The 24,130-nt window shown below is 62.0% G+C and carries 24 protein-coding genes and 1 tRNA gene; 3 read left to right on the top strand and 22 right to left on the bottom strand.

Annotation, left to right across the window (positions count from 1 at the left end):
- The 16 genes from F506_RS17425 to F506_RS17350 form a co-directional block, all read right to left on the bottom strand.
- The gene (locus F506_RS17425) at positions 1-1,203 is read right to left on the bottom strand and encodes a beta-ketoacyl-ACP synthase (RefSeq protein ID WP_053199511.1); all 1,203 of its coding nucleotides are present in this window, start codon (positions 1,201-1,203) and stop codon (positions 1-3) included.
- Positions 1,200-1,781, bottom strand: a complete 582-nt coding sequence (locus tag F506_RS17420) for a DUF3261 domain-containing protein (RefSeq protein WP_053199509.1) — start codon at positions 1,779-1,781, stop codon at positions 1,200-1,202. Before F506_RS17420 ends, F506_RS17425 begins: the two co-directional genes overlap by 4 nt.
- A complete protein-coding gene (locus F506_RS17415; protein ID WP_053199507.1) occupies positions 1,772-3,010 on the bottom strand; it encodes an NAD(P)/FAD-dependent oxidoreductase in 1,239 nt (412 codons plus the stop codon). The genes F506_RS17420 and F506_RS17415 overlap by 10 nt, the downstream gene beginning before the upstream one ends.
- Complete coding sequence (locus tag F506_RS17410) at positions 2,994-5,429, bottom strand: MMPL family transporter (protein WP_235471203.1); 2,436 nt, start codon at positions 5,427-5,429, stop codon at positions 2,994-2,996. Before F506_RS17410 ends, F506_RS17415 begins: the two co-directional genes overlap by 17 nt.
- Entirely contained in the window at positions 5,422-6,048 is a 627-nt protein-coding gene (locus F506_RS17405; RefSeq protein WP_053199505.1) for an outer membrane lipoprotein carrier protein LolA, read from the bottom strand. Before F506_RS17405 ends, F506_RS17410 begins: the two co-directional genes overlap by 8 nt.
- Positions 6,045-6,506, bottom strand: a complete 462-nt coding sequence (locus F506_RS17400) for an acyl-CoA thioesterase (protein WP_053199504.1) — start codon at positions 6,504-6,506, stop codon at positions 6,045-6,047. Before F506_RS17400 ends, F506_RS17405 begins: the two co-directional genes overlap by 4 nt.
- Entirely contained in the window at positions 6,499-8,088 is a 1,590-nt protein-coding gene (locus F506_RS17395; protein WP_053199501.1) for an HAL/PAL/TAL family ammonia-lyase, read from the bottom strand. Before F506_RS17395 ends, F506_RS17400 begins: the two co-directional genes overlap by 8 nt.
- Positions 8,075-9,070, bottom strand: coding sequence for an LpxL/LpxP family acyltransferase (locus tag F506_RS17390; protein WP_200907682.1), 996 nt, complete (start codon positions 9,068-9,070; stop codon positions 8,075-8,077). The genes F506_RS17395 and F506_RS17390 overlap by 14 nt, the downstream gene beginning before the upstream one ends.
- A complete protein-coding gene (locus tag F506_RS17385) occupies positions 9,067-9,813 on the bottom strand; it encodes a glycosyltransferase family 2 protein (protein ID WP_053199499.1) in 747 nt (248 codons plus the stop codon). Before F506_RS17385 ends, F506_RS17390 begins: the two co-directional genes overlap by 4 nt.
- The gene (locus F506_RS17380) at positions 9,810-11,621 is read right to left on the bottom strand and encodes an AMP-binding protein (protein ID WP_053199496.1); all 1,812 of its coding nucleotides are present in this window, start codon (positions 11,619-11,621) and stop codon (positions 9,810-9,812) included. The genes F506_RS17385 and F506_RS17380 overlap by 4 nt, the downstream gene beginning before the upstream one ends.
- The gene (locus F506_RS17375; RefSeq protein ID WP_053199494.1) at positions 11,614-12,171 is read right to left on the bottom strand and encodes a COG4648 family protein; all 558 of its coding nucleotides are present in this window, start codon (positions 12,169-12,171) and stop codon (positions 11,614-11,616) included. The genes F506_RS17380 and F506_RS17375 overlap by 8 nt, the downstream gene beginning before the upstream one ends.
- Positions 12,158-12,445: an acyl carrier protein gene (locus F506_RS17370; RefSeq protein ID WP_186447168.1), complete on the bottom strand. Its 288-nt coding sequence runs from the start codon at positions 12,443-12,445 to the stop codon at positions 12,158-12,160. Before F506_RS17370 ends, F506_RS17375 begins: the two co-directional genes overlap by 14 nt.
- 10 nt (positions 12,446-12,455) lie before the next feature.
- The gene (locus tag F506_RS17365; RefSeq protein ID WP_053199489.1) at positions 12,456-12,722 is read right to left on the bottom strand and encodes a phosphopantetheine-binding protein; all 267 of its coding nucleotides are present in this window, start codon (positions 12,720-12,722) and stop codon (positions 12,456-12,458) included.
- Between the two features lie 3 nt (positions 12,723-12,725).
- Positions 12,726-13,508 (bottom strand): lysophospholipid acyltransferase family protein, encoded by a 783-nt coding sequence (locus tag F506_RS17360; protein ID WP_053199487.1) that lies wholly within the window; start codon positions 13,506-13,508, stop codon positions 12,726-12,728.
- Positions 13,509-13,545: 37 nt separating this feature from the next.
- Positions 13,546-14,319: a beta-ketoacyl synthase chain length factor gene (locus F506_RS17355; protein WP_083457983.1), complete on the bottom strand. Its 774-nt coding sequence runs from the start codon at positions 14,317-14,319 to the stop codon at positions 13,546-13,548.
- Positions 14,320-14,692: 373 nt separating this feature from the next.
- Positions 14,693-14,779: transfer RNA gene (locus F506_RS17350), tRNA-Leu, on the bottom strand.
- A 151-nt stretch (positions 14,780-14,930) separates the two neighbouring features.
- On the opposite strand from F506_RS17350, the gene F506_RS17345 reads away from it, so the two are divergent.
- Positions 14,931-16,886, top strand: coding sequence for an APC family permease (locus F506_RS17345; RefSeq protein ID WP_053199482.1), 1,956 nt, complete (start codon positions 14,931-14,933; stop codon positions 16,884-16,886).
- 19 nt (positions 16,887-16,905) lie between these two features.
- Here F506_RS17345 and F506_RS17340 read toward each other — a convergent pair whose 3' ends face one another.
- From F506_RS17340 to F506_RS17330, 4 genes are all read right to left on the bottom strand, one after another.
- A complete protein-coding gene (locus F506_RS17340) occupies positions 16,906-17,304 on the bottom strand; it encodes a surface-adhesin E family protein (RefSeq protein WP_053199480.1) in 399 nt (132 codons plus the stop codon).
- Between the two features lie 37 nt (positions 17,305-17,341).
- A complete protein-coding gene (locus F506_RS23750) occupies positions 17,342-17,470 on the bottom strand; it encodes a hypothetical protein (protein WP_268762579.1) in 129 nt (42 codons plus the stop codon).
- Between the two features lie 145 nt (positions 17,471-17,615).
- On the bottom strand, positions 17,616-18,632 hold the full coding sequence (locus F506_RS17335; protein ID WP_186447170.1) for a DctP family TRAP transporter solute-binding subunit: 1,017 nt from the start codon (positions 18,630-18,632) through the stop codon (positions 17,616-17,618).
- Between the two features lie 99 nt (positions 18,633-18,731).
- A complete protein-coding gene (locus F506_RS17330; protein ID WP_053199478.1) occupies positions 18,732-19,808 on the bottom strand; it encodes a tartrate dehydrogenase in 1,077 nt (358 codons plus the stop codon).
- 97 nt (positions 19,809-19,905) lie between these two features.
- Between F506_RS17330 and F506_RS17325 the strand changes: the two genes are divergently transcribed.
- The gene (locus F506_RS17325) at positions 19,906-20,829 is read left to right on the top strand and encodes a LysR family transcriptional regulator (RefSeq protein ID WP_053199476.1); all 924 of its coding nucleotides are present in this window, start codon (positions 19,906-19,908) and stop codon (positions 20,827-20,829) included.
- A 15-nt stretch (positions 20,830-20,844) separates the two neighbouring features.
- On the opposite strand, the gene F506_RS17320 is transcribed toward F506_RS17325, so the two are convergent.
- A complete protein-coding gene (locus F506_RS17320; RefSeq protein ID WP_053199474.1) occupies positions 20,845-21,912 on the bottom strand; it encodes a substrate-binding domain-containing protein in 1,068 nt (355 codons plus the stop codon).
- A gap of 161 nt (positions 21,913-22,073) precedes the next feature.
- Between F506_RS17320 and F506_RS17315 the strand changes: the two genes are divergently transcribed.
- Complete coding sequence (locus F506_RS17315) at positions 22,074-23,717, top strand: OFA family MFS transporter (protein ID WP_053199473.1); 1,644 nt, start codon at positions 22,074-22,076, stop codon at positions 23,715-23,717.
- Positions 23,718-23,877: 160 nt separating this feature from the next.
- On the opposite strand, the gene F506_RS23420 is transcribed toward F506_RS17315, so the two are convergent.
- Positions 23,878-24,045, bottom strand: coding sequence for a hypothetical protein (locus F506_RS23420; RefSeq protein ID WP_158443136.1), 168 nt, complete (start codon positions 24,043-24,045; stop codon positions 23,878-23,880).
- Positions 24,046-24,130 lie beyond the last annotated feature (85 nt).

The following is a 24,130-nucleotide window of genomic DNA, read 5'->3' as shown; positions in this document are numbered from 1 at the left end:
TCAGTCCCTCCTCAGGATCAGCGCCGCGTTGCTGCCGCCAAAGGCGAACGAATTGCTCAACACATAGCGGGGAGGTTTGCCCAGCGATTCCCCGACCCGGACGACATGCAGGGCCGGTAGCGCCGGATCGGCGTGGCCGTCCCACAGGTGCGGCGGCAACATGCCGGCAGGATTGCCGTCTTGCATCGCCAGCCAGCACAGCCCGGCTTCGATGGCGCTGGCGGCGCCCAGGGCATGTCCCGTGAAGGATTTGGTTGAACTGACCGGCACCTCTGCGCCGAACAGCTGGTGGATCGCTTTCGATTCCATGGCGTCGTTTTGCAGTGTCGCCGTACCGTGGAGATTGATGTAGTCGATCTGCTCCGGCGCAATCGCGGCGCGTTGCAGCGCCTGCCTGATCGCCAGGGTGGCGCCGATTCCATCCGGATCGGGCGCGGAAATATGATGAGCGTCGGACGATTCTCCCCAGCCGCACAGTGCAACGGTGGCGGCCTCAGAGCTCATGAGAAACAGCGCGGCGCCTTCGCCGATGTTGATGCCGCGGCGGTTGATGCTGAGCGGGTTGCAACGCTCGGCGCTGACCGAATCCAGCGAAGAGAAGCCGGCGATCGTGAAGTCGCACAGCGTATCCACTCCACCGCTGATAACGGCGTCGCATAGTCCCATGCTGATCAGGCGTGCGGCGCTGGCCATGGCTTTGGCGCTCGATGAGCAGGCGCTGGAATGGACATAGGCCGGGCCGCTCAGGCCCAGTGTCGTCGCCAGCGCAGCGGCAGGCGAGCCGAGTTCCTGCTGGCCGTAATGGAACTGCTGGGGAAATTTCCCGTGGGCGACGTAATGTCTGAAGGCCGCTTCGCCTTCCGCAATGCCGGAGGTGCTGGTGCCGAGCACGATGCCGATGCGATCCGGACCGAAGCGCGCGATCAGCGCCTCCACTTCAGGGCGTATCTGCGCAAGCGCGGCAAGCGCGACGCGATTGTTGCGGCTGCGGTCCCGCAGCGGCAGATGCGCCGCCGTGGGCAGTTCTTCATCGGGAACGGTGATGCTGCCGACGATGCGCGGAACGCCGTTGAGTGCGTAGCGCTCGTTGGCGCGCAACCCGCTGTCGCCGGCGAACAGGCGCTGCCGGATGCCGGCATGCGTGGCGCCGAGCGAGCAAATCATGCCCAATGCGTTGAGATAAATGGTCCTGGTGCGCGTCATGGTGCGGTGACAACCGATTGAATGGTCAGCTTGTAGCGATAGCGCAAATTGGTCAGGATTACCTTGCCGCCCCACGCTTTGCGGTCAGGATAATCGATTTGTGCGATGACTTCGCGATGCAGCAGCAAGGTCCGTTGCATGCCGTCTTCCTCGAGTTCCCAGCCGGGCGGCAAAGCGGTGCGGATGGCAGCGGCCGGCCACAGCGTCAGTTGCACGTCCTGCAACACGTCTTCCCCCTGAACTTCCTTGGGCAGCATGAAGTGGCGCCAGGTTTTCAGTTCCTTGCCGTCGTAGTGCAAGGACATGACGCGCTGGCCGAAAGCCAGGCCGACCAGGTCGAGATGGTCCGGTTCGATTTCAAGCACGGTATCGATGTCATCGGTGCGGCCGGCTCGTTCCACGGTCAGGTGCTGTTGCAGGCTGATCGAGGCGCCGAGTGAAGCAGGCGACAGCTGCAGATGCAGCCGGGCCGACGGCGCCGGCGGTTCCGTCGGTGCGGTCGAGCAGGCGGACAGCAGCAGCGCCATGGCTACCGCAGCCGCGCAGAAGATCAACGGAGCCGGAAAATTCAGGCGCATATGCTTTCCAGTGCGGTCAGGCGGCGTTTGCTCTCGCTTACGAACGGATTGCTGAGATCCCAGGCGTAGCCGGCCAGAATCGATGAAATCATGCGGCGGATTGCCGGCTCCTGCTGTTCGTGGAAGATGATCTTCTGGAAGCCGCCGGCATACCAGGATTCGACGAATGTGCGGAAGGTGTTGACGCCGTTCTTCAGCGGGACTGCATAATCGGCTTCCCAGTCCACACTCTCGCCGGCGAGCATGCGTGAGAGGGTTTCCGTGGCCAGACTGGCGGACTTCAACGCAATCGTCACGCCCGAAGAAAAAATCGGATCGAGGAATTCGCCGGCATTGCCGAGCAGCGCGAAGTTCTTGCCCCACAGCGAGGTGACGTTGGCGGCATAGCCGGAAATGGCGCGCGCCGGCGTATCCCATTCGGCGTGCTGCAACAGGACGCGCAGGGCAGGGTCTTGCATGACCAGGGTGCGCAGCCTGTGCGTTTCGTCGCCGGCAATGGTGGCCAGGAAGGACGCTTCGGCCACCACGCCGATGGAGCAGCGTCCGTGGGCAAAGGGAATCAGCCAGTACCAGACGTCATGATGTTCGGGATGTACCGTGATGCGAATCTTGTTGCGATCGAATTGCGGATCGCGGATGCCGTCGGCGATGTGCGTAAAGCAGGCGCCGCGCAGGGGAAACCCGGATGGCCGCACCAGGTCGAGCAGGCGCGGCAATACCCGTCCGAAACCGCTGGCGTCGAGGATGAAACGGGATTCGATCGTGTAGTCGCGACCATCGGCGTCGCGCATTTGCGTGCGTGGACGCTCGCCGTCCAGGTCGACTGCGGTGACACTGTGGCGATAGCGTATCTCCGCGCCCTGGAGTTCGGCTTGTTGCGCCAGCAGATGGTCGAAATCGGCGCGCTGCACCTGATAGGTGGTACCCCAGCCGGGCGAATGCTTGTCGCGGAAGTCGAATGCGGTCTGGCGTTCTCCGCAGACGAAGGAGGCGCCGTTCTTGAACTGGAAACCGTGTTCCACGACTGCTTGCAACATGCCGGCCTGTTCCAGATAGACCATGCTTTGCGGCAGCAGGCTTTCGCCGATGGAGAAACGAGGAAATTGTTCGCGCTCTACCACCAGCACCTGATGGCCGCGGCGACGCAGCATGGCTGCAGCCACGGCGCCGGCCGGACCGGCGCCGATGATAAGGATGTCATGCTGTTCGGTACTATTGTTTAGTTTCATGAGGGCTCAAAGAGGAAGAAGCGGCACCGCGAAAACACGGCGAAATGAGCCAGACCAAGGCCATGCCGATCAGCATGGTCAATCCGAATGCATGCAAGGGAGGACTGTTGCTGAGCGCCAGCAGTCCGAAAGAAAGCAGAGCGCTGATCGCCGACAGGCCCACCGTCAGCCAGGAAAAGCGCTGGTGACGATCGGTTGGCTCCTGGAGGAAGATGCCGTAGTCGACACCAAGTCCCAGCAACAATAGACAAGCCAGCACGTGGAATAGTTGCAGCGGCTGCCCGGTCAGGCCGAACAGCGCCAGCGTCGCCAGCGTCGCCACCAGCGGCGGCGCAATCGCCCGCCAGGCGGCGCGGCGATAGCGCAACGTGAGCAACAGGAAAATGGTGAAGTAGGCCGCCAGCAAGGCCCATGTCATGTATTCGCGGTAATAGCGCAGCACGGCAGAAATATCCGCCACCTTGTCGACCCATTGCACGCCTTCGCCAGGGGCGGCGGCAGCGGCCAGCAGCGGCAAGCGCCGATAGTCGTTGAGGCCGCGCACGGCGACGATGCTGGCGTACTGCGCGCCGGTTTTTCCCAGCCACAGGTGACGCCAGGGCTGGCCTGCCGGTGAGTCGATGAATGCCTGCGGCAGCAGCGGCTTGCTGTGCGCCAGCAAGCGTTGGCGCAAGTCTTGCTGCCATTGTTCGGTTTCATCGACGGCTGCGGCAATGGCGGCAAGCGGGCCTTGCGGCGTCAGCAGGGCCGAGGCGATCAGGTCGCGATCGGATTGTTGCTGCCTTTGCGATGGCACCCAATTGGAAACGGCCTGCACGCCGCTGATCATTTTCTTGGCGATGAGGTCTTGCAATCGTTGCTTCAGTTGCTCCTCGCGCTGCAAGACTTGTTCCGCCGTGTCGCCGCGCACCAGGTAGAACTGGGCAGGCGTCGGCGTGTCGAGAAGTTTGCCGAGTTTGATCTGATCGTCAATGAGATGCTGCGGCGTCTTTTGCAGCGCACGGATATCGTCGCTGACGTTCAGGCGCGCCAGCCCGGCCGCGGTAAAGACGGCAAACACCGCCAGCAGGAGATAGCTGTTGCGGTTGGCGCTGAACCGTGGCCAGCGATTGATGCTGTGGCTATAGCGATCTGCCGGCGCGGTGCTGCGCAAGGTGTCGGCGTGGATCAGTGCCGGAAACCACAGGATCACGGTCAGCCAGGCAAACAATAGTCCAAGCACTGAAAACACCGCCATCTGGCGCAAGCCGGGGAAGGGCGTCAGCGCCATCCCGAGATAGCCGATGATGGCCGCCAGCAGCATCAGCGCAAGGCCGGGCAGCAGACGCCGCAGCAATTCGCGTGAATCGATCTGCGCCGCCGTGCCGAGCCGCGCGCACAGAAAGTAAATTGCATAGTCCTGTGCGATGCCCACCAGACTGGCGCCGAATACCAGCGTAAGCAAATGCAGGCGGCCAAACAGCAGCCAGCTGACCGACAGCGCACCGAGGCAGCCGATGGCGATGGACAAGGCAATCAGCGCAATCGGCCTGAGCGAACGAAACGTCAGCCACATTAGCAGCACAATGCCGATCAGCGAGCCGGCGCCGATGGTGGTCATCTCGCTGCCGGCCTGTTGGCTGCCGGCGGCGGCATGGAGGATGACGCCGGCGGTGATGATTTCCGCATCGGGAACCGCTTGTTTCGCAGCCCGGCCGGCCTGGTCCAGCAATGGAATGATTTGCTGCTGGGCGGAAATCGAAAATGCCGATTGCTGCAGGTTCAGCAACAGCAGCACATAGGAGCGGCCGCCGCTGTCGACGAACAGGCGGCCATCGCGCGGGCGTACCGGGGTTTCTTGCGCACGCTCCTGCACCCAGCCGCCGAACAGGCCGAACGGGTCATCCTGCCACGCTCCCAGCCGGGGGCCGCCGAAAGCGCCATACATCGTGCTGAGCGCCAGCTGGCTCCACTGTTGCGGCGAGTCGTTGCGCAGCTTGTCGCGCTGATCCTGTGTCAGCAACATCAGGCGGCTCTGGTCGAAGCTTGCCAGCCAGGCTCCTTGCAACTGCGCGGCATCGGCCGATAGCGGCTGCAGCAACGCGGCCTGTTTGCCGATGACGGCTTCATAGGCCGATGCGGCTTGCATCGCCTTGTTCCAGTCCGGTTCGCCGATGAGGACCACAACTTTTTGCTGGGCGCTGTCGACCATGTGGGCAAAGGCTTGCTGCATGACGTCGTCATGGCGCGACGACGGCAGCAGGGCGAGGATGTCGGTATCCGGGCTGGCGCGTTGCACCAGCCACAGGTAAGCGTTGTGGCCGAGCAGCACCGCGACTACCAGCAGCCATGCCAGCGCCAGGCCTCGCCCTGCACCGCGCAAGGATTTACGCGACGAGGGGGCCGAGGCGCTATTGTCCTGGTCGGCCGGTTCAGTCAAACATCGCTCCTTCTTCCGCAGTCATGGCCTTGTCGCCGGTCTGGATGGCGGAGAACACGATCTCGGTATGGTCACCGGAGGCTTCCTGCATGATGACCTTGTTGACGTAGGCGCCGCCTTCGAGGCGGATGTCGCCGATGGCTTTGGCCAGGCCGGGTTCACGCGCCTTGAGGGCGACATTCCAGTTGCCGTTCCTGATGGCGCCGTCCAGTTCGAAGAGCTTGTCGAGCTGGCTCAGGTCGCCCGCCAGCAGCGAGAACAGCACGTTGTTGATCATCTTGACGACCGGTTCCTGCTGCGCATCAAGACGCATGGCGACGCGGCCGTTTTGCATCTGCACGATGGCATTGCGCGTGATGCGCAAGGTGCTCGGGAAAGGTTGCAGCGTCTGCCACAGGATGCCCTTGCCGGCTGCAACGCAGAAGCGGCCGTTCGACAGCAGGGGCTTCTTGATACCGGTCAATTGCTTGGTCTGATCGAAGCGGCCGCACATGACGGCGGGTTTGGCCAGCGCAGCCTGGATTTGTGCGACCGGCGCCGCCGCCTCGGCAGTGGCGCCCATTGCGGCAAATACAATCAGGGCAGCGTGCGCAGCCAATGTGCGAAGAGTAAGAGTCATGTCGGTTCCGGATAAGGTAAGCCCAGTTTTTGCCACAGCACCGGCGGACTGAGGAAGCACATCTCGCGCTTTTCCATCTGCACCGCCACTTGCGTGGTAACGCCGCGCGTGAGGCGCTGCCCGCTGGCGGCATCGGTGACGAGATATTCCATCTTCAGCCGGTTTTCCCATTCGACGATGGCAGCGCGGACCTTGATGCGCTGGCGGAAGGTGGCCGGATTGGAATAGCGCACCTGCAGGTCGATGATCGGCCACATGTAGCCGGAGTCTTTCATCTCGCCGTAGTTGTAGCCGATCTTGTCGAGCAGCGCGCAGCGGGCTGCTTCAAAATATTCAATATAGCGGCCGTGCCAGACCACTTCCATCGGATCGATGTCGTAGAACTGGACTTGCAGTTCCACCTCGCCGGTCCATGGCGAATTGGCCAGCGTCATCTTCCCTTGGGGGAGCTCAGTCATACAGGCTCCAGGCGCGTGCGCGAATGCGTTCCAGCAGCAGACGCAGGTCCGGCTCCAGCATGCGGTCTTCGGCGATCGGGGCGATGTCGGCGCACAGCGCTTCCTGCATCGCCGCCAGGCGGCCGCCGGGAAGTTCTGCCAACGGAATTTCGGGATTCTGCTCGTTGCGCAGCCATACGCCCTGGCGCACGGTGATCAGCAGCGCCGCGACGACTTGCTCGGTCAGCTCCAGCACGCGCAGGCAGTCGCGCGCGGCGATGGTGCCCATGCTGACCTTGTCCTGGTTGTGGCACTCTGTCGAACGCGAGAACACGGAGGCCGGCATGGTCAGTTTCAATGCTTCCGCGGTCCACGCCGAGGCGCTGATCTGCAGGGCCTTGAGGCCGTGATTGATGGCCGCGCGCGGACCCTTTGCGCCGGACAGATTGGCCGGCAGGCCATTGTTGTAGCGGTTGTCGACCATCAGGGCCATCTGGCGATCGAGCAGGTCGGCGATGTTGGCGACGGCGTTCTTCATGCTGTCCATGGCGAACGCGATATGGCCGCCGTAGAAATGGCCGCCGTGCAGCACGCGTTCATTGTCGGGATCGATCAGCGGGTTGTCGTTGGCGCTGTTGAGTTCGTTTTCAATATAGCTGCGCAGCCATGGCAGGGCGTCGGTCAGCACGCCGATCACGTGCGGCGCGCAGCGGATCGAATAGCGGTCCTGCAGGCGTTTCTCGTTGCGCAGCGGCTGGTCGCAGCGCAGGTCGGCCTGCAACCAGCCGGCTACCTGCTGCTGGCCGGGATGCGGCTTGACCGAGAACAGCGTGGCGTCGAAATGGTGGGCGTTGCCGTCCAGCGTGAAGCTGGCCATGGCGGTGATGCGCGTGGCCAATTGGCAGAGGTATTCGGCGCGCTGGTAGGCCATGCAGGCCAGCGCGGTCATGACGGCGGTGCCGTTCATGATGGCCAGTCCTTCCTTCGGACGCAGTTTCAGCGGCGTCAGGCCGGCGGCTTGCAGCGCTGTGGCAGCGTCGACTTGTTCGCCGCGATTTTTCTCTGTTCCCCAGACCTTGCGTTCGCCGCACAACACCGCAGCCAGATAGGAGAGCGGCGTCAGGTCGCCGCTGGCGCCGACCGAACCTTCTGCCGGGATCAGCGGCAGAAGGTCGTGCTGCAGCAGGGCGGCGATCTGGTTCAGCAGGCCGACGCTGACGCCGGAATAGCCTTTGCTCAGCGAGGTCAGGCGCGCCGCTAGGATGGCGCGCGTCTGTTGCGGCGAGAACAGTTCGCCGAGGCCGCAGCCGTGATAGGTGTAGAGATGATGCGGCAGTTCCGGCACCAGTTCCGGCGGAACGTTGACCGTGCACGAATCGCCGTAGCCGGTGGTGACGCCGTAGACGGTGCCGTCTTCGCGCAGCAATCGGTCGAGGAAGTCAGCGCCGCGCCGGATGCGGGCAAGGAAATCCGGCGCGTCCGACAGCGCCGCGCGTGCGGAACCGGCGGCGATGGCGTTGACGTCTTCGATGCTAAGGGGGCCGGAGCCGAAGGTGACGAAAGCGATGTCGTCCGAAGATGTCGAGGTATCAGTGTGGCGCATGGTGGTTGTCCGAGGAGGGCTGAAGCCGGGGTTGGGGCTGGGCCCAGAAATCATAGAAATTGAACCATTGAAAAGGCGTCTGCAGGCAATGATGCTCGAGGCGTGCGGCATAGTCGGCCGCCAGTTCGCTGAACAGTTGCTCGCGCTGGCTGCGCGGCAAGCTGATCCGTTCACGGAAAGGTTCGAAGCACAGAGTCGCACCATCGCGCGTGCGCTGCGAAAACATCAGATAAGTCGGACATTCCAGCAAGCTGGCCAGGACATACGGACCGATCGGGAACGGCGCCTCTGCGTCCAGGAAATTCGCGGTCGCCACGCGCGGCGATGGCGAGACCGGCACCCGGTCGCCGGCGATCACGACGAACTCGCCGCGGGCGACTTTGTCCGCCAGCAGCACCGCCGTGGCGGGCGTCATGTCGGTGACCTGGATCAGGTCGAGCTGGCTGCGCGGATCGAGCTGCGCCAGCATCCGGTTGAACGCCTGGGCGTGTTTGGTGTGCACCAGCACGGTCAGTTTCAGCTCCGGATGATTGCGGCCGGCTACGCGGCACAGTTCCAGATTGCCGAGATGCGTGCAGATCAGCAGGCCGCCGCGTCTGGCGGCGATGGCTTCGGCGACGATCTCGCCGCCGCTGACGCTGACTTTGTCGAGCGGGAACAGGCCGCCCCACAGCAACATCTTGTCGAGCAGGCTTTCGCCGAAGGCGGCGAAGTGGCGCAGCGCGCCGCGCAGACCCGAGGGAATGTGCAGGTCCGGACGTCGACGGCGCACGTGCGCCAGGTAGTCGAGCGAGGCCGCGCGGGCGGCCGGATTGCGCGCCATGTACCAAAGCAGCACCGGATACAGCATCAGGCGGAACGGCCAGCGTCCGAAGACGCGGTAGACCGCGAACAGCAGGCGCATGCCGCCGATGAAGCTGACTTCGTTGATGTGCGCCCAGTGCCGGCTTGACGCGGCTGCCGGCTTCAATGTTTCGCTCATGTTGCAATCTTTCGCAGCTTGCGCGCCAACAGCAGGGGCGCGCGCCACAGCATGCCGAAGAACAGCACCGTGTGCATGCGTGAAATCAGCACGTTGTCGAGCCACATCTTGAAGTGCGAAACGCCGTCACTGGGGTAGCGCACGCGCGTGGGCAGGTTGATCACTTGCACCCCGCGCCAGTGCAGGCGCACCAGGATTTCGGTGTCGAAGTCCATGCGGCTGCCGATCTTCTGCGCCGACGTCAATGCAGTGACCGCCGCCAGCGGATACAGGCGGAAACCGCACATGGAATCGCGGATGTCGAACGACAGCGTATTGATCCAGACCCACACGTGCGTCAGATAGCGCGCGTACAAGCGTCCCTTTGGCACGCTGTCGTCGTAGACCGGGCAACCGTTGATGACTGCCCGTGGATGGCGTGCGGAGAGTGCGACAAAGCGCGCCACGTCGGCTGCATCGTGCTGGCCGTCGGAGTCGATTTGCAGCGCGTGGCTGTAGCCGTGTTGCGCCAGATGATGCAGGCCGGTCAGCACGGCGCCGCCCTTGCCGCGGTTCGCGGAGTGGCGCAGCAGCGTCACCTCATGCGGATGTTCGGCGGCCAGCCGGTCCAGCACGGCGGCGCAGGCGGCACTACTGCCGTCGTCGACCAGTATGCAGTGGAGACCGTGCGCCAGCACCGCCGCCAGTACGCCGGGGATCGCCAGTTCATGGTTGTAGACGGGAATCACGACGCCGGTCTTCATGCCGCCTCGCCGAACAGGATGCGGCCGCTGGCGTGCTGGCCGTTGGCTGAATGCAGGCGGAACGCCAGGGTGTTTTTCTGTGTATCGTTCTCGAGTTCCAGCGTCAGCGTCGCGCCGGGCGTGACGACACGCTGGAACTTGAGGGCTTGCAGGGCGCGGAAGTGTGCGGGCAAGTCGAAATACTGTCGTCCCAGCGCCAGGGCCCAGTCAAGCTGGACGACGCCGGGCAGGATCGGCGCCTCGGGGAAATGGCCGTCGAAATACAGCAGGTCCGGCGGCACGTGCAGTTGCAGAACGACGCTGTGCTCACCGCGTTGCAGCACGGTTTGTCCGGGCCACAACGGCCGTTTCGTCGAAAGCGGGCTGGGAGTTGGTTCGAGCAATGCGGTCAGCGCCGCCACGGTTGTCTTGCCCTGCGGATTGGCGGGCAGGGCGTCGAGGTAACGCCACAGGCGCGGCAGCGCCACGCTTTCAATGGCATCGGCCAGGACGGCGCGCAAGCGGTTATTGAGCGCCAGCTTGCCTTGCTGGTCCAGCACGGTGCGACCGGCCTCCGTCGGCACGACGAAGGCGGCAATGCGTTCGCGCCGTGAGGAGGATGGCGAGGATGGGGAGGATGGGGACGAGGAGGACGACAACGAGGATCGCACCTCGTGGTGAACTAGCACGCGCGCTTCCGCTACCAGCGGCGAGGCCAGCAGGAGCTGTTCGATCTGGTCCAGCGAGATGCGTTTTTCTTCGAGCTTGACGATGCGGTCGGCGCGGCCGCGCAAATGGAAGTTCTGCTTTGTTGCGAACTCGACGCGGTCTGCCATGCGCAGCCAGTGGTCGTCCGGCAGATGCGGCGAGCGTACTTCGAGGCAATCGTGGTCGCCGTTGAGCCGGACCTCGACGCGCGGCATCGGTCGCCAGCTGTCATCGCGGACCGTCCCGCCGATCTCCTGCGGCTGGCGCCAGGCGATGCCGCCGGTTTCCGAACTGCCGTAGATTTCAATCGGGCGATGGCCGAGCAACTGCTGCGTTGCCGCCGCCACATCGGGCAGCAACGGGCCGCCGGAAGAGAAGACGGCTTGCAACCGGGAGATGTCCGGTTGGACCGGGCTGTCGGGCAGGCGCTTCAGGTGCGCGGGGCTGGACAGCAGCAGCCAGGGACGCTGCGGCGCGATGGCGGCCAGGTCTTCCGGAAAGAAGGCGCTGCGCGCATGAATCGCGCGGCCGGCTGCGAGCGGCCACAACACCTTGAAAAGCAGACCGTAGATATGCTGGTGCGAGACCGTCGATACAACGTCGGCCGAGCCTGCCTGCGTGCCGAACAGCGCTTCCAGCGTGGCGACTTCGGTAGACAGCTGCGATAGTTTTTTCGGGATTGCCTGCGCTGCGCCTGTGCTGCCGGAGGTGTAGACCACCAGCGCCGGAGCGTCGCGGTGGAGTTGTTGCGGCGCGTGGCCCGTATCAATGGCCTCGGACGTCGACAGCGGCTGTAACGGTTGCAACGCTGCATCGAATTCACCGATAAAACCGTCGACTTCCAGCGCCAGCGCCTTGCAGGTTTCGGCCAGCGTGTCGCTGGGCAGGTAAATGGTTCTGCCGGCTTGCCAGGCGCCCAGCAGCGCCGCGGCGAAGGCGATCGTGTCCTGCAGGTACAGCGCGAATCGCATGCCGGGCCGGCGCAACAGCAATTGTCGCCAGCCGGCAGTTTCCTGGATGAATTGGGCGTGCGTGACGGCTTCGCCATCGCGCCAGCCGGTCACATGGCTGTCAGCGCGTGCAGCCAGCGGCAGTGCCGGTACGTCGATGAAATCAGGCATGGTGTTGACGCCTGACATAGAGCCGGACCAGATATTCGCCGGCAAACAGTGCGCCCATGAACACATAGGAAATCAGTCCGGTGTACAGCGACCAGACAGCTTCCGACGCCCACACCGCCGTGGCGAAAGCAATACCGCCGTTGAATGCAAAGAACAGGCACCAGACCTGGGTCACGCGGCGCGTATAAGCGACGGCAAAGGGCGGCAGCTCGGGATCCTGAACGCGTGCGAAGCGTTCGATGATCGAGGGTGGGCGCAGCAGGCTGGCGCCGAACAGGGCCAGCATGCCGATGCTGATGGCGACCGGGTAGAGTTTGAGCGGCAGCAGCGCGTTCCAGAACAGGGCCGGCGCCGCCAGCAGCAGTGCGGCCAGACTCATCCAGCGATAGCGCTGGCCCATCCTGAAACTCAGCAGGCGCAGCGCCGCCACGCCCAACAGCACCAGCGCGAGCTGGCGCGGTTCGATCTTGCCATGGGCATACCAGACCAGCAGCGGATAGACCAGGATGACCAAAGTGGTCAGGACCTGGGGGATATCAGGCCTTTTCATTCACAGCGTCCGCCTGCAGCAGCGTCGCCAGCACATCGACCACGTCCTGCACCGTGCGCACGGTGCGGAATACGTCGGGTTGTATCCGCTTGCCTGTCATCTGGTTCAGTTTGACCACGATGTCGACGGCGTCGATGCTGTCGATGTCGAGATCGGAATACAGATTCGACTGCGGTGTGATCTTCGCTTTGTCGAGCTCAAACATGTCGTGCAGCATATCGACGATCCAGACGGTGATCTGGTCCTTGGTCATGGAGGGCGCTAAGGTGTTCATGATGATTCGTTTATTGTTGGCGGTGGCTGGCAATCAGGGCGGCAAGCGATTGCACCGAGGCGAAGTGCTTGCGTGTTTCTTCCGAGTTCGCGGAGAGGGCGACGCCGTAGCGCTTTTGCAGTGCGACGCCGAGCTCAAGCGCGTCAATCGAATCCAGGCCGAGACCGTCGCCGAACAAAGGGGCGGCGGCGTCGATATCGGACGGACGAATGTCTTCCAGTTGCAGAACGTCGATGATGAGTTCTTTGATTTCTTGGTCAAGGTCAAGACTTGGCATTGCCTAGCTTTCTTTCATGAAATAGTTTTGCAGGTAATACGTAAGCTGGCGCGCGGCAAGGGTGGGATTGCCGGCGTCGCCGGTCACCCCCGGGATATCGCGGATATCGATATCCTGCTGAATCTCGATCTCGAAGTGTGCCATGGTTGCCGGCACTTTCCACCATTTGTTACCTTTGCCCAGCGTGGCCGGTGTGCAACGGATAATTACCGGCGTAATCGCGCACGCGCCGCGCACGGCGACGTTGGCGGCGCCGCGCTTGAAGCTCATGTTGCCGTCGGCCGGAGTGCGTGTTCCCTCCGGGAAAATGATCAGGTTGCCGCCACTGCGCATCGAGCTGATGCAGTCGTCGACCAGTTCCGGTCCTTGCGTATTGCTGATGTAACCGGCTGCACGCACCGGGCCGCGAGTGAAGGGATTGCGCCACAGGCTGCTCTTGACGATGCAGTCGGCCTGCTTGACGAAAGCCATCAGCAATACGGTGTCGATCAGGCTGGGATGGTTGGCCAGGATCAGCAAGCCCTTGCGCTGCAGCCGTTCCCGGCCTGAAATGCGGTAACTCAGCACGCCCAGCGTGCTCATCAGCTCGACGAATGCACGAAAGCTCAGGCGAATGATGCGGCGCGCCCAGATAGTACGGGATTGTTCGTCGCGCACGAGGAGATTGAGCAGCGGGAAGATGAAAAGGCGCAGCGCGAGGCCCCCGACGCCGAAGGCGGTGAAGCTGATTGCTGTACAACCTACTCGCCAGTATTTGTTGAGCAAATGGGGTAACCGCTTGAGCATTTGCCGAGTCGACTGAGTGACGGGCTTGCCCGACGGATCAAGCATGACGGCTCCAGCACCAGCGACGGCCGCTTGCGACCCGGTCCAGCTCGGCGTCGCGCCGCAGGAAGAAGCGCAGGATATCAAGGCCGCCGGGCGCGGCAATGTCTGCGGCAGGCGCAGATTCGCTGTCCTCGGCCGTCCACGAGAGGGAAAACCGTTCGCCGGCGCCAGTACCGGCGCCGGCGTCGGCTTGCAGCAGCCACGCCCAGGCAAAACTTTGTTCGGCGCAGTCGGCGTAGGCGGCGAAAACTTCCGGCGGCGAATGGTCTGCCATTACCAGCAAGACTTGCGGTGCGCCGTCGGCGAGCAGGCCGCAGGCCTCGATGAGCGCATGCTCGACCGTGCTCGGACCTGCTGCAATAGCGATGTTATTGCTGCGATCGCCGCGTGCGATCGACCACAACCCGCCATTGGCGTTGTGCACGGACAGGCTGAACGAGGTCGGCGACAGCGGCGCGTGTTGCGCCAGCTCCTGCAGCAATTCGACCGAACGCGCGCATTCACCGTGGCGCGAGGCGAAAATCACCGGAAGATCGGAGGGAACGGCTTGTTCGGGCAGGCAGGCATAGGCGGTTTCGAGCGCCATCTTGCCCGTGGCGCTGGCACGGCGGCGCAGCATGGGCGGCATTTGTGCGACCTTGGGGTCGGCAGCCCCGGCATTGATGTCTGCGCGACCGTGAGCCCACCCCAGCCAGTCGGCGGCCGTATGCAGACCAGGCGCCCAGGCCGTATGCGATGCAACGGAAAAACTGACATCCCCAAAACGCATATTTCTATTCGTATGCTGTTGATTGACCATGCTCTCTTCGCTGACGTTATCGTTGTTTCAATATCCTGGCCCAGCCAGGACAGATCGGATAATCGCCGCGACCCCCGCGCATTTTTTGTGAATGTGATAACGAGAGCAGGCTTGTCGAACGTTAAAAAAAGTAAAGCAAATATTACGATAAAAGCTACGCGAGTAATTCGATTTTTGGACGAATATTCAGGCCAAAAAAAAGGCAGGGACGAATAATCGTTCCTACCTGTTTTGTTTGCCGGCGCCTGTTTCATGCGCTGTTGCTTATTTCAGCTTATTGCATATTCTTTATTGCTTTTTTGCCAATCGTATATTGGCACATTGCTGCGTGCTTCCGCACTACTGGTGCCGGGAGCCGGAATCGAACCGGCACGGTGTCACCACCGCGGGATTTTGAGTCCCGTGCGTCTACCTATTCCGCCATCCCGGCAACGCAAGACCGCGATTATGACCCATTTTGGAAGACCGGGCAATACCTTCATTGACTTCCTGACATGACGTATGATGCCGCAGTGCAGTACAAAGGGGTATCATCGCCGCTTGAACGAAAAAAATGCTGATCAGTATCTGGCACACATTGCATGTTGAAGATTCGAGAAATTCTGTTGGGCAAGGCGCTGGATCCCCTCAAGAGCGAGACGCGCCATTCGCTGGCCCTGGTGGCTTTTCTGGCGTGGGTGGGATTGGGGGCGGATGGTTTGTCGTCCTCGGCGTACGGACCGGAAGAGAGCTTCCGGGCGCTGGGCGAGCATACCCATCTGGGCCTGTACCTGGCGCTGGCGACTGCACTGACGGTCTTCATCATCGCACTGGCCTATAACCAGGTCATCGAATTATTTCCCACCGGAGGCGGCGGCTACCGTGTCGCCACCAAGCTGGTCGGCCCTTATCTCGGCCTGGTTTCGGGCGTGGCGCTGATCCTCGACTATGTGTTGACCATCGCGATTTCGGTCGCCTCGGGCGTCGATGCGCTGGCGTCGCTGTTGCCGCTGGGATTTCAGGATTACAAACTGTGGGCCGAAGCATTCTTTGTCGGCGTGCTGATCGTGCTCAATCTGCGCGGACTGAAGGAGGCGATCCGTTTCCTGCTGCCGGTGTTCCTCGGCTTCGTCGCCACCCATCTGGTGTTGATCGTCTACGGTATTTTCGTGCATGCGGAATACCTGTCGGGCTTGGTGCCGAGCACGCTGGCCGATACCGGCAGCCTGACCCGGCAAATCGGCTGGGCTGGCGTGGCGAGCATGCTGCTGCTGGCGTATTCGCAGGGCGGCGGCACCTACACCGGGCTGGAGGCAGTCTCCAACAACGTCAACATGCTGGCCGAACCGCGCGTGCGCACCGGCAAGGTGACCATGCTGTACATGGCCTTGTCGCTGGCATTCACGGCCGGCGGCATCTTCCTGCTGTACCTGTTGTGGGATGCGCGCCATGTCGACGGCGAAACCCTCAATGCCACCACTTTCCGCCTGATCATCGACAGCATGGGCATCGGCAGCCAGTGGCTCAACGATGTCTTGCTGGCGGTGGTGCTGGCGTTCGAGGCCGGACTGCTGTTCGTGGCAGCCAACACCGGCTTCCTGGGCGGACCGGCGGTGCTGTCCAATATGGCGGCCGATTCGTGGGTGCCGCATAAATTCCGCTACCTGTCGACGCGGCTGGTGACGCAGAACGGCATCCTGGTGATGGGCATCGCCGCACTGGCGATCCTGTTCTGGACCCAGGGCAGCGTGACGTTGCTGATCGTGCTGTATTCGATTTCGGTGTTCCTGACCTTCGCCATCTCGCTGTTCGGCCTATGCCGTTACTGGTGGCGCCAGCGCCGGCAGCTGGCGCACTGGAAGCGGCGCTTCCTGCTGTCGCTGGCGGGCTTCGTGATTTGTTCCTCTATCCTGTCGGTGCTGTTGTACGAAAAGATGTTCGCAGGCGGCTGGGCCACGGCCGTGATCATCGCCGGCATTGCGGCGCTGTGCATCTACATCCGTAATCACTACCGGGAAACCAAGGAGGCGATCCGTTCAGTCGACCAGATCTTCTCCAGCCAGCCGTTCGGTCCCGGCACGGAGACGATCGTGCCGGATCCGGTCAACCAGACTGCCGTGTTCATCGTCGGCACCTCGCGCGGCGGCGGCCTGCATGCCTTGCTGTGGGTGCAGCGCATGTTCCCGGGGCACTTCAAGAACTTCATTTTCGTCAATGCGCGCACCGTCGATTCGCATGCCTACGGCGGCGAGGGCGCGGTCGAGCAGATGCGCGCCGAGGCGAGCGCGACGCTGCAGTTCTTCGTGGATTTCTGCCGCAGCCATGGCATGGCGTCGTCGTCCTACCTGGGCTTCGGCACCGACGCCGTACAGGAAGTGACCAAGCTGTGCTTCGACATCAGCCGGGAATATCCGAATGCGATTTTCTTCACCAGCAAGCTGATTTTCGAGCAGGACAACTGGTTCATCCGCCTGCTGCACAATCAGGCGGCGCTGGCGATCCAGCGCCGGTTGCATTTCGACGGCCTGCAGATGGTGATCCTGCCGATGAAAGTGTGAATCGGACGGGCAGTCCGGATTACTTGAGATTGCAGATGACCTTAATCATCTGTGCACCGGTGGACCCGGGTACGGCGTCTTGCAGCTTGGTGTCGCCATAGGCGAGGTAAGGAGAAAACAGTGCGCCGCCCTGGGCGTCCGCCTTGGCGTACATGGTGCGGCTACCGAAGCCGATGCGCTTGTCGTCGCAATCGATGTAAGCGACGGAGACTTCCGACGAGTAATACTTGCCGTGGCCTTGCAGCACTTGTGGCTTGGTCCAGTTAAGCAGGATGTTGGCTTGCACAATGCTGCGTCCGCGCTCGATGCTGGACTTGTCGACAAAGAAGGTGCCAAGGTCATTGTCGCCGAGCAACGACCATTGCGCGGCAAACACCTGGTTCGACACCAGCAACAACGCCAGCACTGCAAATTTCATCTTGTCCCGTTCGGTGAGAGTGCGGTGTTCATGCGCATCATGACAGCATGAGCGCCAGCATGGCCACATCGTCTTCCAGCATGATCAGCAGCGTCACCGACCACAGCAGCGCATAAGCGCTCCATGCTGCGGTGAATCGCGTGAGTTGCGTGAGTCGTATCTTCATCAGTTTTGCAGGAGGACATCCGGTCATTTTACGGCGCAAATCCTAACACGGCATGAGGCTGCTGTAGTTCCGAAATCGCCACAGACGCAAAAAAGCCGGCGTTCTCGCAGAAAACGCCGGCTCCGGACTGCTTATTTATCTGCGCCTATTTACCGTCCGGCCCGCGCCCGATTTCCTTGTAGATGGATTGGATCAGGTCCTTGCCGATGCGGTCTTCCATCTCGCGATGGACCTTGTACTGGATGGCCTTCCATTCATTCTTTTCTTCCGGCGTCATGCTCAGGATTTTCATCTTGCCGGTTTTCCGGATGTCTTCCAGGGCGTCGTCGTTTTCTTTCTTGGCGTTGCTGTTGAAATACTCGGTGGCGTCCTTGACCGCCTTGTCCATGACCGGCTTGAGATCGGCAGGCAGCGAATCCCAGAAGCGCTTGTTGGCGATGAACACATAGCCGTGATAGCCGTGCTCCGAGATCGTCATGAACTTCTGCACTTCAAACAGCTTGGCGGTACTGACGATGGAAGGCGGGTTTTCCTGGCCATCCACCACACCGGTCTGCAAGCCCTGGTAGATTTCGGACCAAGGCATCACCTGCGGCAGCGCACCCACCACGCGGGTGCGTGCATCGATCACCTTGGAAGATTGAATGCGGATCTTCATGCCCTTGATGTCGGCGGGTTTCTGAATCGGCTTGTTGGAGGTCCAGTCGAGAAAACCGCTGTCCCACATCGCCAGCCCGGTCAGGCCCTTGGCGTCGAGCTTCTTCAGCAGCGCGTGGCCGATCGGCCCTTGCGTCACCTTCTGCGCCTGCGCCATGTTGTCGAACAGGTAGGGCAGGTCGAACACTTCGAACTCGCGCACCCCCATCGGGCCGAATTTGCCGAAGGTCGGCGCCAGCATCTGCACCGAACCCATTTGCAGCGCTTCCAGCTCTTCCTTGTCCTTGTAGAGCTGGCTGTTGGGGTAAACCTCGACCTTGACGCGGCCGCTGGTGCGCTCTTCGACGATCTTCTTGAAATAGTCCGCGGTCTTGCCCTTGGATGTGTTGGCGGCGACGACGTGGCTGAATTTGATGACAATCGGTTGCTGCGCGGTTTGCGCCTGCGCCGCTGCGGTGAATAGGATGATGGCCGCGGTTGCGGCAATGGCTTTCCAGTGTTGCATGGTGTCTCCTCCTGTCTGGGGTGGCGCCCGTTTGAATGAGGCGGCCGCGCTTCTACCGAGCGCGGTCCGCATCCGGACGTTCAGTTTGGATTTACTGCGTCAGATCGCCGCAGCAATCGCCTTGCCGACCGACGTGGTGTCGCCGCTGCCGCCCAGGTCGGGAGTCTTCGGTCCTTCCACCAGCACTTTTTCGATTGCGGCCAGAATGGCGTCGTGGGCTTGCTTGTACTTCGGATTGCCGTTACCGAGGAAGTCCAGCATCATCGCGCCGGACCAGATCGTGGCGACCGGGTTGGCGATGTTCTTGCCGGCGATGTCGGGCGCCGAACCGTGCACCGGCTCGAACAGCGACGGCAGCTTGCGATCCGGATTGAGATTGGCCGACGGCGCGATGCCGATGGTGCCGGCGCAGGCCGGGCCGAGGTCGGACAGGATGTCGCCGAACAGATTGGGCGCGACCACCACGTCGAAGCGCTGCGGATTCAGGACGAAATGCGCGGTCAGGATGTCGATGTGGTACTTGTCCGTCTTGACGTCGCCGTACTGCTTGCCCATCGCTTCGACGCGCTCGTCCCAGTAGGGCATGGTGATGGCGATGCCGTTGGACTTGGTGGCCGAGGTCAGGTGTTTCTTCGGACGGCTTTGCGCCAGGTCGTAGGCGAACTTGAGGATGCGGTCGACGCCGTGGCGCGTGAATACCGATTCCTGAATCACGATTTCGCGGTCGGTGCCTTCGTACATGCGGCCGCCGATGGACGAATATTCGCCTTCGGTGTTTTCGCGCACCACGTAGAAATCGATGTCACCGGGTTTGCGGCCGGCCAGCGGGCAGGGCACGCCGGGCATCAGGCGCACCGGGCGGAGGTTGACGTAGAGGTCGAAGTCGCGCCGGAATTTCAGCAGCGAACCCCGCAGCGACACGTGGTCGGGCACTGTGGCGGGCCAGCCGACCGCGCCGAAGAAGATCGCCTCGAACCCTTTCAGCTGATCGAACCAGTCATCCGGCATCATCTTGCCGTGTTCGGCGTAGTAGCCGCAGTGGGCCCAGTCGAAATGGGTGTACTCAATCTCGATGCCGAATTTCTTCGCTGCGGCGTCGACCGCACGCAAGCCTTCGGGGATCACTTCCTGGCCGATGCCGTCGCCGGCGATGACGGCTATCTTGTGTTTGGTCATGGTATTCGCTCCTTTGCTTTGAAAAATCAGACGGAAATCATAACGGCCTCCGGCCTCGCTATAATTCACGGATCGGTTACTTCATAAAACACGAATCGTGAACAATCAAAACGTTGCACCTCCCTTGCTGGAGGATTTGCGTTTGTTCTGCGTGGTGGCGCGCAAGAACAGTTTTGCCGAATCGGCCAAGGAGATGGGATCGTCGCCGGCATACGTCAGCAAGCGCATTGCGCTGCTCGAGGCGGCGCTGGGCGTACGGCTGTTCCATCGCACCACGCGCAGTGTGGTGATGACCGAAGAGGGCAGCAACGTGCACGAATGGGCGCGCCGTATCCTCGACGACGTCGACCAGATGATGGAAACAGTGAGCAGCGCCAAGCAGGTGCCGCGCGGGCTGCTGAAAATCAGCACCAGCTTCGGGCTGGGCCGCAAATACGTATCGCCGCTGCTGTCGGCGTTCGCACGCCTGCATCCGGCCTTGCGCATCCAGCTTGAATTGTTCGATCGCCAGGTGGACATGATCAATGAAGGCTTCGACCTCGACATTCGCGTCGGGCCGGTGCATGAGCCGCATCTGTTCTCCAAGCGCATCATTGCCAGCCAGCGCGTGCTGTGCGCCAGTCCTGATTACCTCAGCCGCCACGGCGCACCGCAGACCTTGTCGGACCTGACCCGGCATCAATGCCTGGTGATTCGCGAGCGCAATCAGTCATTCGGTATCTGGCGCATGATGGGGCCGAAGGGCGCCGAGACGGTCAAGGTAGCCGGCGGGCTGGCTTCGAACCACGGCGAGATCATCCATCAATGGGCGATCGACGGCCACGGCGTGATCCTGCGCTCGATCTGGGACGTCGCCGCCAGCCTCAAGGAAGGCAGCCTGGTGCGCGTGTTGCCGGGCTATTTCCAGGAAGCCGATCTGTGCGCGGTGTATCCGCTGCAGCTGAAGAATTCCGCCAAGGTCAGGGAATGCGTGCGCTTCCTGCAAAAAAATCTGAATGTGCACGCCGTGCGTGCGCGCTGAGCATATCCGCGAAGTTCAGGAAAAAGCTTCCTGCACGCTCTGTATCTTGCCGGTATCGGCGCTCTCGTAGCCGGCCAAATCGTCGACCACGGCGCGAAATGTCGGCGATTGCAGGATATCGACCACCGCGCGCACCAGCGGGTCATTCAATGACGCCGTCGGCAGCGCAAAGAAATAGCGTTCGCGCACCAGCGGGATAAAGTCCAGCCCGAAGCGATGCGACGCCGTCTGCACGCCGAAGCCGACGTCGGCCATGCCGCTGGCGATGAAGGCGGCGACCGCCGAATGGGTGAATTCGGTATTCTCGAATCCGTTGATTTTCTTGTGCGAGATTCCTTGCCCGGCCAGCATCAGTTCCAGCAGCATGCGCGTGCCGGAGCCGGCTTCGCGGTTGACGAAGCGCAAGTCGCTGCGGGTCAGGTCGGCCAGGCCATGGATGTTCTTGGGATTGCCGGTGGCGACGAACAGGCCCTGGCTGCGCACCGCCAGGTGGATCAGGCAATCGCTGCGCTTGTTGAGCCATTTGGCGTAGGTGGCGATGGCCGGTTTTTCAAATTCTCCCAACGGCACATGGAAGCCCGCCAGGTCGCATTCCTGGCGCGACAAGGCAGCGACGGCGTCGGTGCTGTGGCGGTAGCGCACTTCCACCGGCAGCTTGGCCTGGTTGAACTGGTTGAGCAGGGCGGCCACCGCGAAACCGTGGCTGGCGTTCAGGCGTACCGTCTTGGATTTGCCCTCGACGGTTTTTCCCAATTCGACTTCCAGTTCCGAGGCCAGGCTGTCGAGCGTCGGCGACAAGCGCGCACTGACCATGCGCTCGGCCCACAGCAATTTGCTGGCGAAGGGCGTCAAGGTGGTGCCGCGTCCGCGGCCGCTCGCAATCAGGCTGTGGCCGAACACTTGTTCCGACGTGCGTAGCAATCCCCAGGCGTGCCGGTAAGAGTGGCGTAACTGTTGCGCCGCCTTGGCGATCGAGCCGGTTTGCTGGACCGCCGTCAATAGTGCAAGCAGTTCCGTGGTGTCGAGCGGGGAGTCGTCACCGTGGGCGATTTCCCAGTGGGGCTTGATGTTGACCTTGTACATTTATATGAAAAAAATAGCATATTGAGTCGGTAGAATTTCAATGATACCTTCGCGGCAGTAAGCGTAGTTTATAAAAACTATAGGCATATATTTGCATAAATAGCTGAAATTCTTCGACTTGCATATAATTGCCGCCCCACAACATCAAAGAGGAGGGAATAATGGCCTTCGATTTCCTGGAAAAGGAACACACCATCGCCAAGCCCGGTTTCAACCGCTGGCTGGTACCGCCTGCTGCACTGGCAATTCACCTGTGCATCGGCATGGCATACGGTTTCTCCGTATTCTGGCTACCCCTGTCCAAGGCGCTCGGCATCAAAGAGTCGATCGCATGTGCACCGGATACCGGTTTTTTCGCGCAAGTATTCTCCACCACCTGTGACTGGAAGATTTCCATGCTGGGCTGGATGTATACGATGTTCTTCGTCCTGCTCGGCATTTCCGCCGCGATCTGGGGCGGCTGGCTTGAGCGCGCAGGTCCGCGCAAGGCCGGCGTCGTCTCCGCGCTGTGCTGGTGCGGCGGCTTGCTGATTTCCGCCTTCGGCGTCTATACCCACCAGATCTGGCTTATGTGGCTCGGTTCCGGGGTGATCGGCGGCGTCGGTCTCGGCCTCGGCTACATTTCGCCGGTGTCGACCCTGATCAAATGGTTCCCGGACCGTCGCGGCATGGCGACCGGCATGGCGATCATGGGCTTCGGCGGCGGCGCGCTGGTCGGCAGCCCGCTGGCCGACAAGCTGATGAAGCACTTCGCTACCCCGACCTCGGTTGGCGTATGGGAAACCTTCGTCGCCATGGCAGTCATCTATTTCATCTTCATGATGGCCGGCGCACTGGGCTACCGCGTTCCGCCGAGCGGCTGGAAGCCGGCCGGCTGGACGCCGCCGGTCACCGCCAACAGCACCATGATCACGCAAAACCACGTGCACGTGAGCAAAGTCTGGGGCATTCCCCAGTTCTGGCTGGTGTGGCTGGTGCTGTGCCTGAACGTGTCGGCCGGTATCGGCGTGATCGGCATCTCGTCGCCGATGCTGCAGGAAGTGTTCGGCGGCCATCTGCTGGGCGTCAACGTCGGCTTCAGCGATTTGTCGATTGAGCAAAAAGCGGCAATCGCCGCGATCGCAGCCGGCTTCACCGGTCTGATCAGCTTGTTCAACATCGGCGGTCGCTTCGTGTGGGCGTCGTGCTCCGACTTCTTCGGCCGCAAGATGACTTACGTGATCTTCTTCGTGCTGGGCTTCATCCTGTACGTGAGCCTGCCATGGTCGGCCAAGTCGGGCAGCATTGCCTTGTTCGTCGGCGCGGTCTGCATCATCCTGTCGATGTACGGCGGTGGCTTTTCGACCGTCCCGGCCTATCTGGCCGATTTGTTCGGTACACAGATGGTCGGCGCGATCCACGGTCGCTTGCTGACCGCCTGGGCGACCGCCGGCATCCTCGGCCCGGTGGTGGTGAACTACATGCGTGAATACCAGCTTTCGCTCGGCATGCCGCGCGACCAGGTCTACAACACCACGATGTACATCCTGGCCGGCATGCTGGTGCTGGGCCTGATCTGCAACCTGCTGGTGCGCCCGGTCGCCGCCAAGCACTTCATGACGCCGGAAGAACTGGTCCGTGAAAAGCAACTGGCGCACGAAAAGTCGTCCTCGGACAACACCGCCACCATGTCGTCGGACGACATGGCGCTGGTCGGCCGCGGCGGCAATCCTGCGCTGATCGGCGCGGCATGGCTGGCAGTCGGCATCCCGCTGATCTGGGGCATTTCGCTGACGCTGCAAAAGACCGCAGTGCTGTTCAAGTAATTGAACGCGATGTAGTCGAGACGTAACAGGCAATATCAGGCAACAAGGCCGCCGCGAGGGTCACAACTCCGCGGCAGCCGTTTCACCGGTCATACCCACGTAGTGTTCTGTACCAACCCGATGCATTGTCCACAGGCAGGGAGAACATGAAATCGCTTGATCATTCGTCGATCGGATCGCGTGCCGCCATGCGCTTTAGCGCAGCGCCCGGGTTCTTGATCGCATGCTTCATTGGCGTCGCTGCAGTCCTTGCAGTCGCGTTCCACTCCTTTTTCTTTTCCCGATTTCCGAACTTTGCGGCGCCGTTCGCGCAGGCAGGGATCGTCATAGGCATCGCCGCCGGCTCGCTATGCGCCGCGCACAAGACGGCATCGCAGCGCCGCCGTCTTGTTCACGTGAGGACCGGACGGCGA

The sequence above is a fragment of the Herbaspirillum hiltneri N3 genome (genome assembly GCF_001267925.1).
Lineage (GTDB): Bacteria > Pseudomonadota > Gammaproteobacteria > Burkholderiales > Burkholderiaceae_D > Herbaspirillum > Herbaspirillum hiltneri.
This window is presented reverse-complemented; position numbering and strand designations above follow the sequence as displayed.

Excerpts from the sequence above, each read along its gene's own strand:
- F506_RS23420 (WP_158443136.1), bottom strand. The coding sequence starts at position 24,045 with ATGACGATCCCTGCCTGCGCGAACGGCGCCGCAAAGTTCGGAAATCGG.
- F506_RS17380 (WP_053199496.1), bottom strand. The coding sequence starts at position 11,621 with ATGCCTGATTTCATCGACGTACCGGCACTGCCGCTGGCTGCACGCGCT.
- F506_RS17320 (WP_053199474.1), bottom strand. The coding sequence starts at position 21,912 with ATGTACAAGGTCAACATCAAGCCCCACTGGGAAATCGCCCACGGTGAC.
- F506_RS17390 (WP_200907682.1), bottom strand. The coding sequence starts at position 9,070 with ATGAGCGAAACATTGAAGCCGGCAGCCGCGTCAAGCCGGCACTGGGCG.
- F506_RS17330 (WP_053199478.1), bottom strand. The coding sequence starts at position 19,808 with ATGACCAAACACAAGATAGCCGTCATCGCCGGCGACGGCATCGGCCAG.
- F506_RS17345 (WP_053199482.1), top strand. The coding sequence starts at position 14,931 with ATGTTGAAGATTCGAGAAATTCTGTTGGGCAAGGCGCTGGATCCCCTC.
- F506_RS17355 (WP_083457983.1), bottom strand. The coding sequence starts at position 14,319 with ATGCGTTTTGGGGATGTCAGTTTTTCCGTTGCATCGCATACGGCCTGG.
- F506_RS17400 (WP_053199504.1), bottom strand. The coding sequence starts at position 6,506 with ATGACTGAGCTCCCCCAAGGGAAGATGACGCTGGCCAATTCGCCATGG.
- F506_RS23750 (WP_268762579.1), bottom strand. The coding sequence starts at position 17,470 with ATGAAGATACGACTCACGCAACTCACGCGATTCACCGCAGCATGGAGC.
- F506_RS17415 (WP_053199507.1), bottom strand. The coding sequence starts at position 3,010 with ATGAAACTAAACAATAGTACCGAACAGCATGACATCCTTATCATCGGC.
- F506_RS17335 (WP_186447170.1), bottom strand. The coding sequence starts at position 18,632 with ATGCAACACTGGAAAGCCATTGCCGCAACCGCGGCCATCATCCTATTC.
- F506_RS17385 (WP_053199499.1), bottom strand. The coding sequence starts at position 9,813 with ATGAAGACCGGCGTCGTGATTCCCGTCTACAACCATGAACTGGCGATC.
- F506_RS17420 (WP_053199509.1), bottom strand. The coding sequence starts at position 1,781 with ATGCGCCTGAATTTTCCGGCTCCGTTGATCTTCTGCGCGGCTGCGGTA.
- F506_RS17425 (WP_053199511.1), bottom strand. The coding sequence starts at position 1,203 with ATGACGCGCACCAGGACCATTTATCTCAACGCATTGGGCATGATTTGC.
- F506_RS17370 (WP_186447168.1), bottom strand. The coding sequence starts at position 12,445 with ATGAACACCTTAGCGCCCTCCATGACCAAGGACCAGATCACCGTCTGG.
- F506_RS17395 (WP_053199501.1), bottom strand. The coding sequence starts at position 8,088 with ATGCGCCACACTGATACCTCGACATCTTCGGACGACATCGCTTTCGTC.
- F506_RS17340 (WP_053199480.1), bottom strand. The coding sequence starts at position 17,304 with ATGAAATTTGCAGTGCTGGCGTTGTTGCTGGTGTCGAACCAGGTGTTT.
- F506_RS17315 (WP_053199473.1), top strand. The coding sequence starts at position 22,074 with ATGGCCTTCGATTTCCTGGAAAAGGAACACACCATCGCCAAGCCCGGT.
- F506_RS17405 (WP_053199505.1), bottom strand. The coding sequence starts at position 6,048 with ATGACTCTTACTCTTCGCACATTGGCTGCGCACGCTGCCCTGATTGTA.
- F506_RS17365 (WP_053199489.1), bottom strand. The coding sequence starts at position 12,722 with ATGCCAAGTCTTGACCTTGACCAAGAAATCAAAGAACTCATCATCGAC.
- F506_RS17360 (WP_053199487.1), bottom strand. The coding sequence starts at position 13,508 with ATGCTCAAGCGGTTACCCCATTTGCTCAACAAATACTGGCGAGTAGGT.
- F506_RS17375 (WP_053199494.1), bottom strand. The coding sequence starts at position 12,171 with ATGAAAAGGCCTGATATCCCCCAGGTCCTGACCACTTTGGTCATCCTG.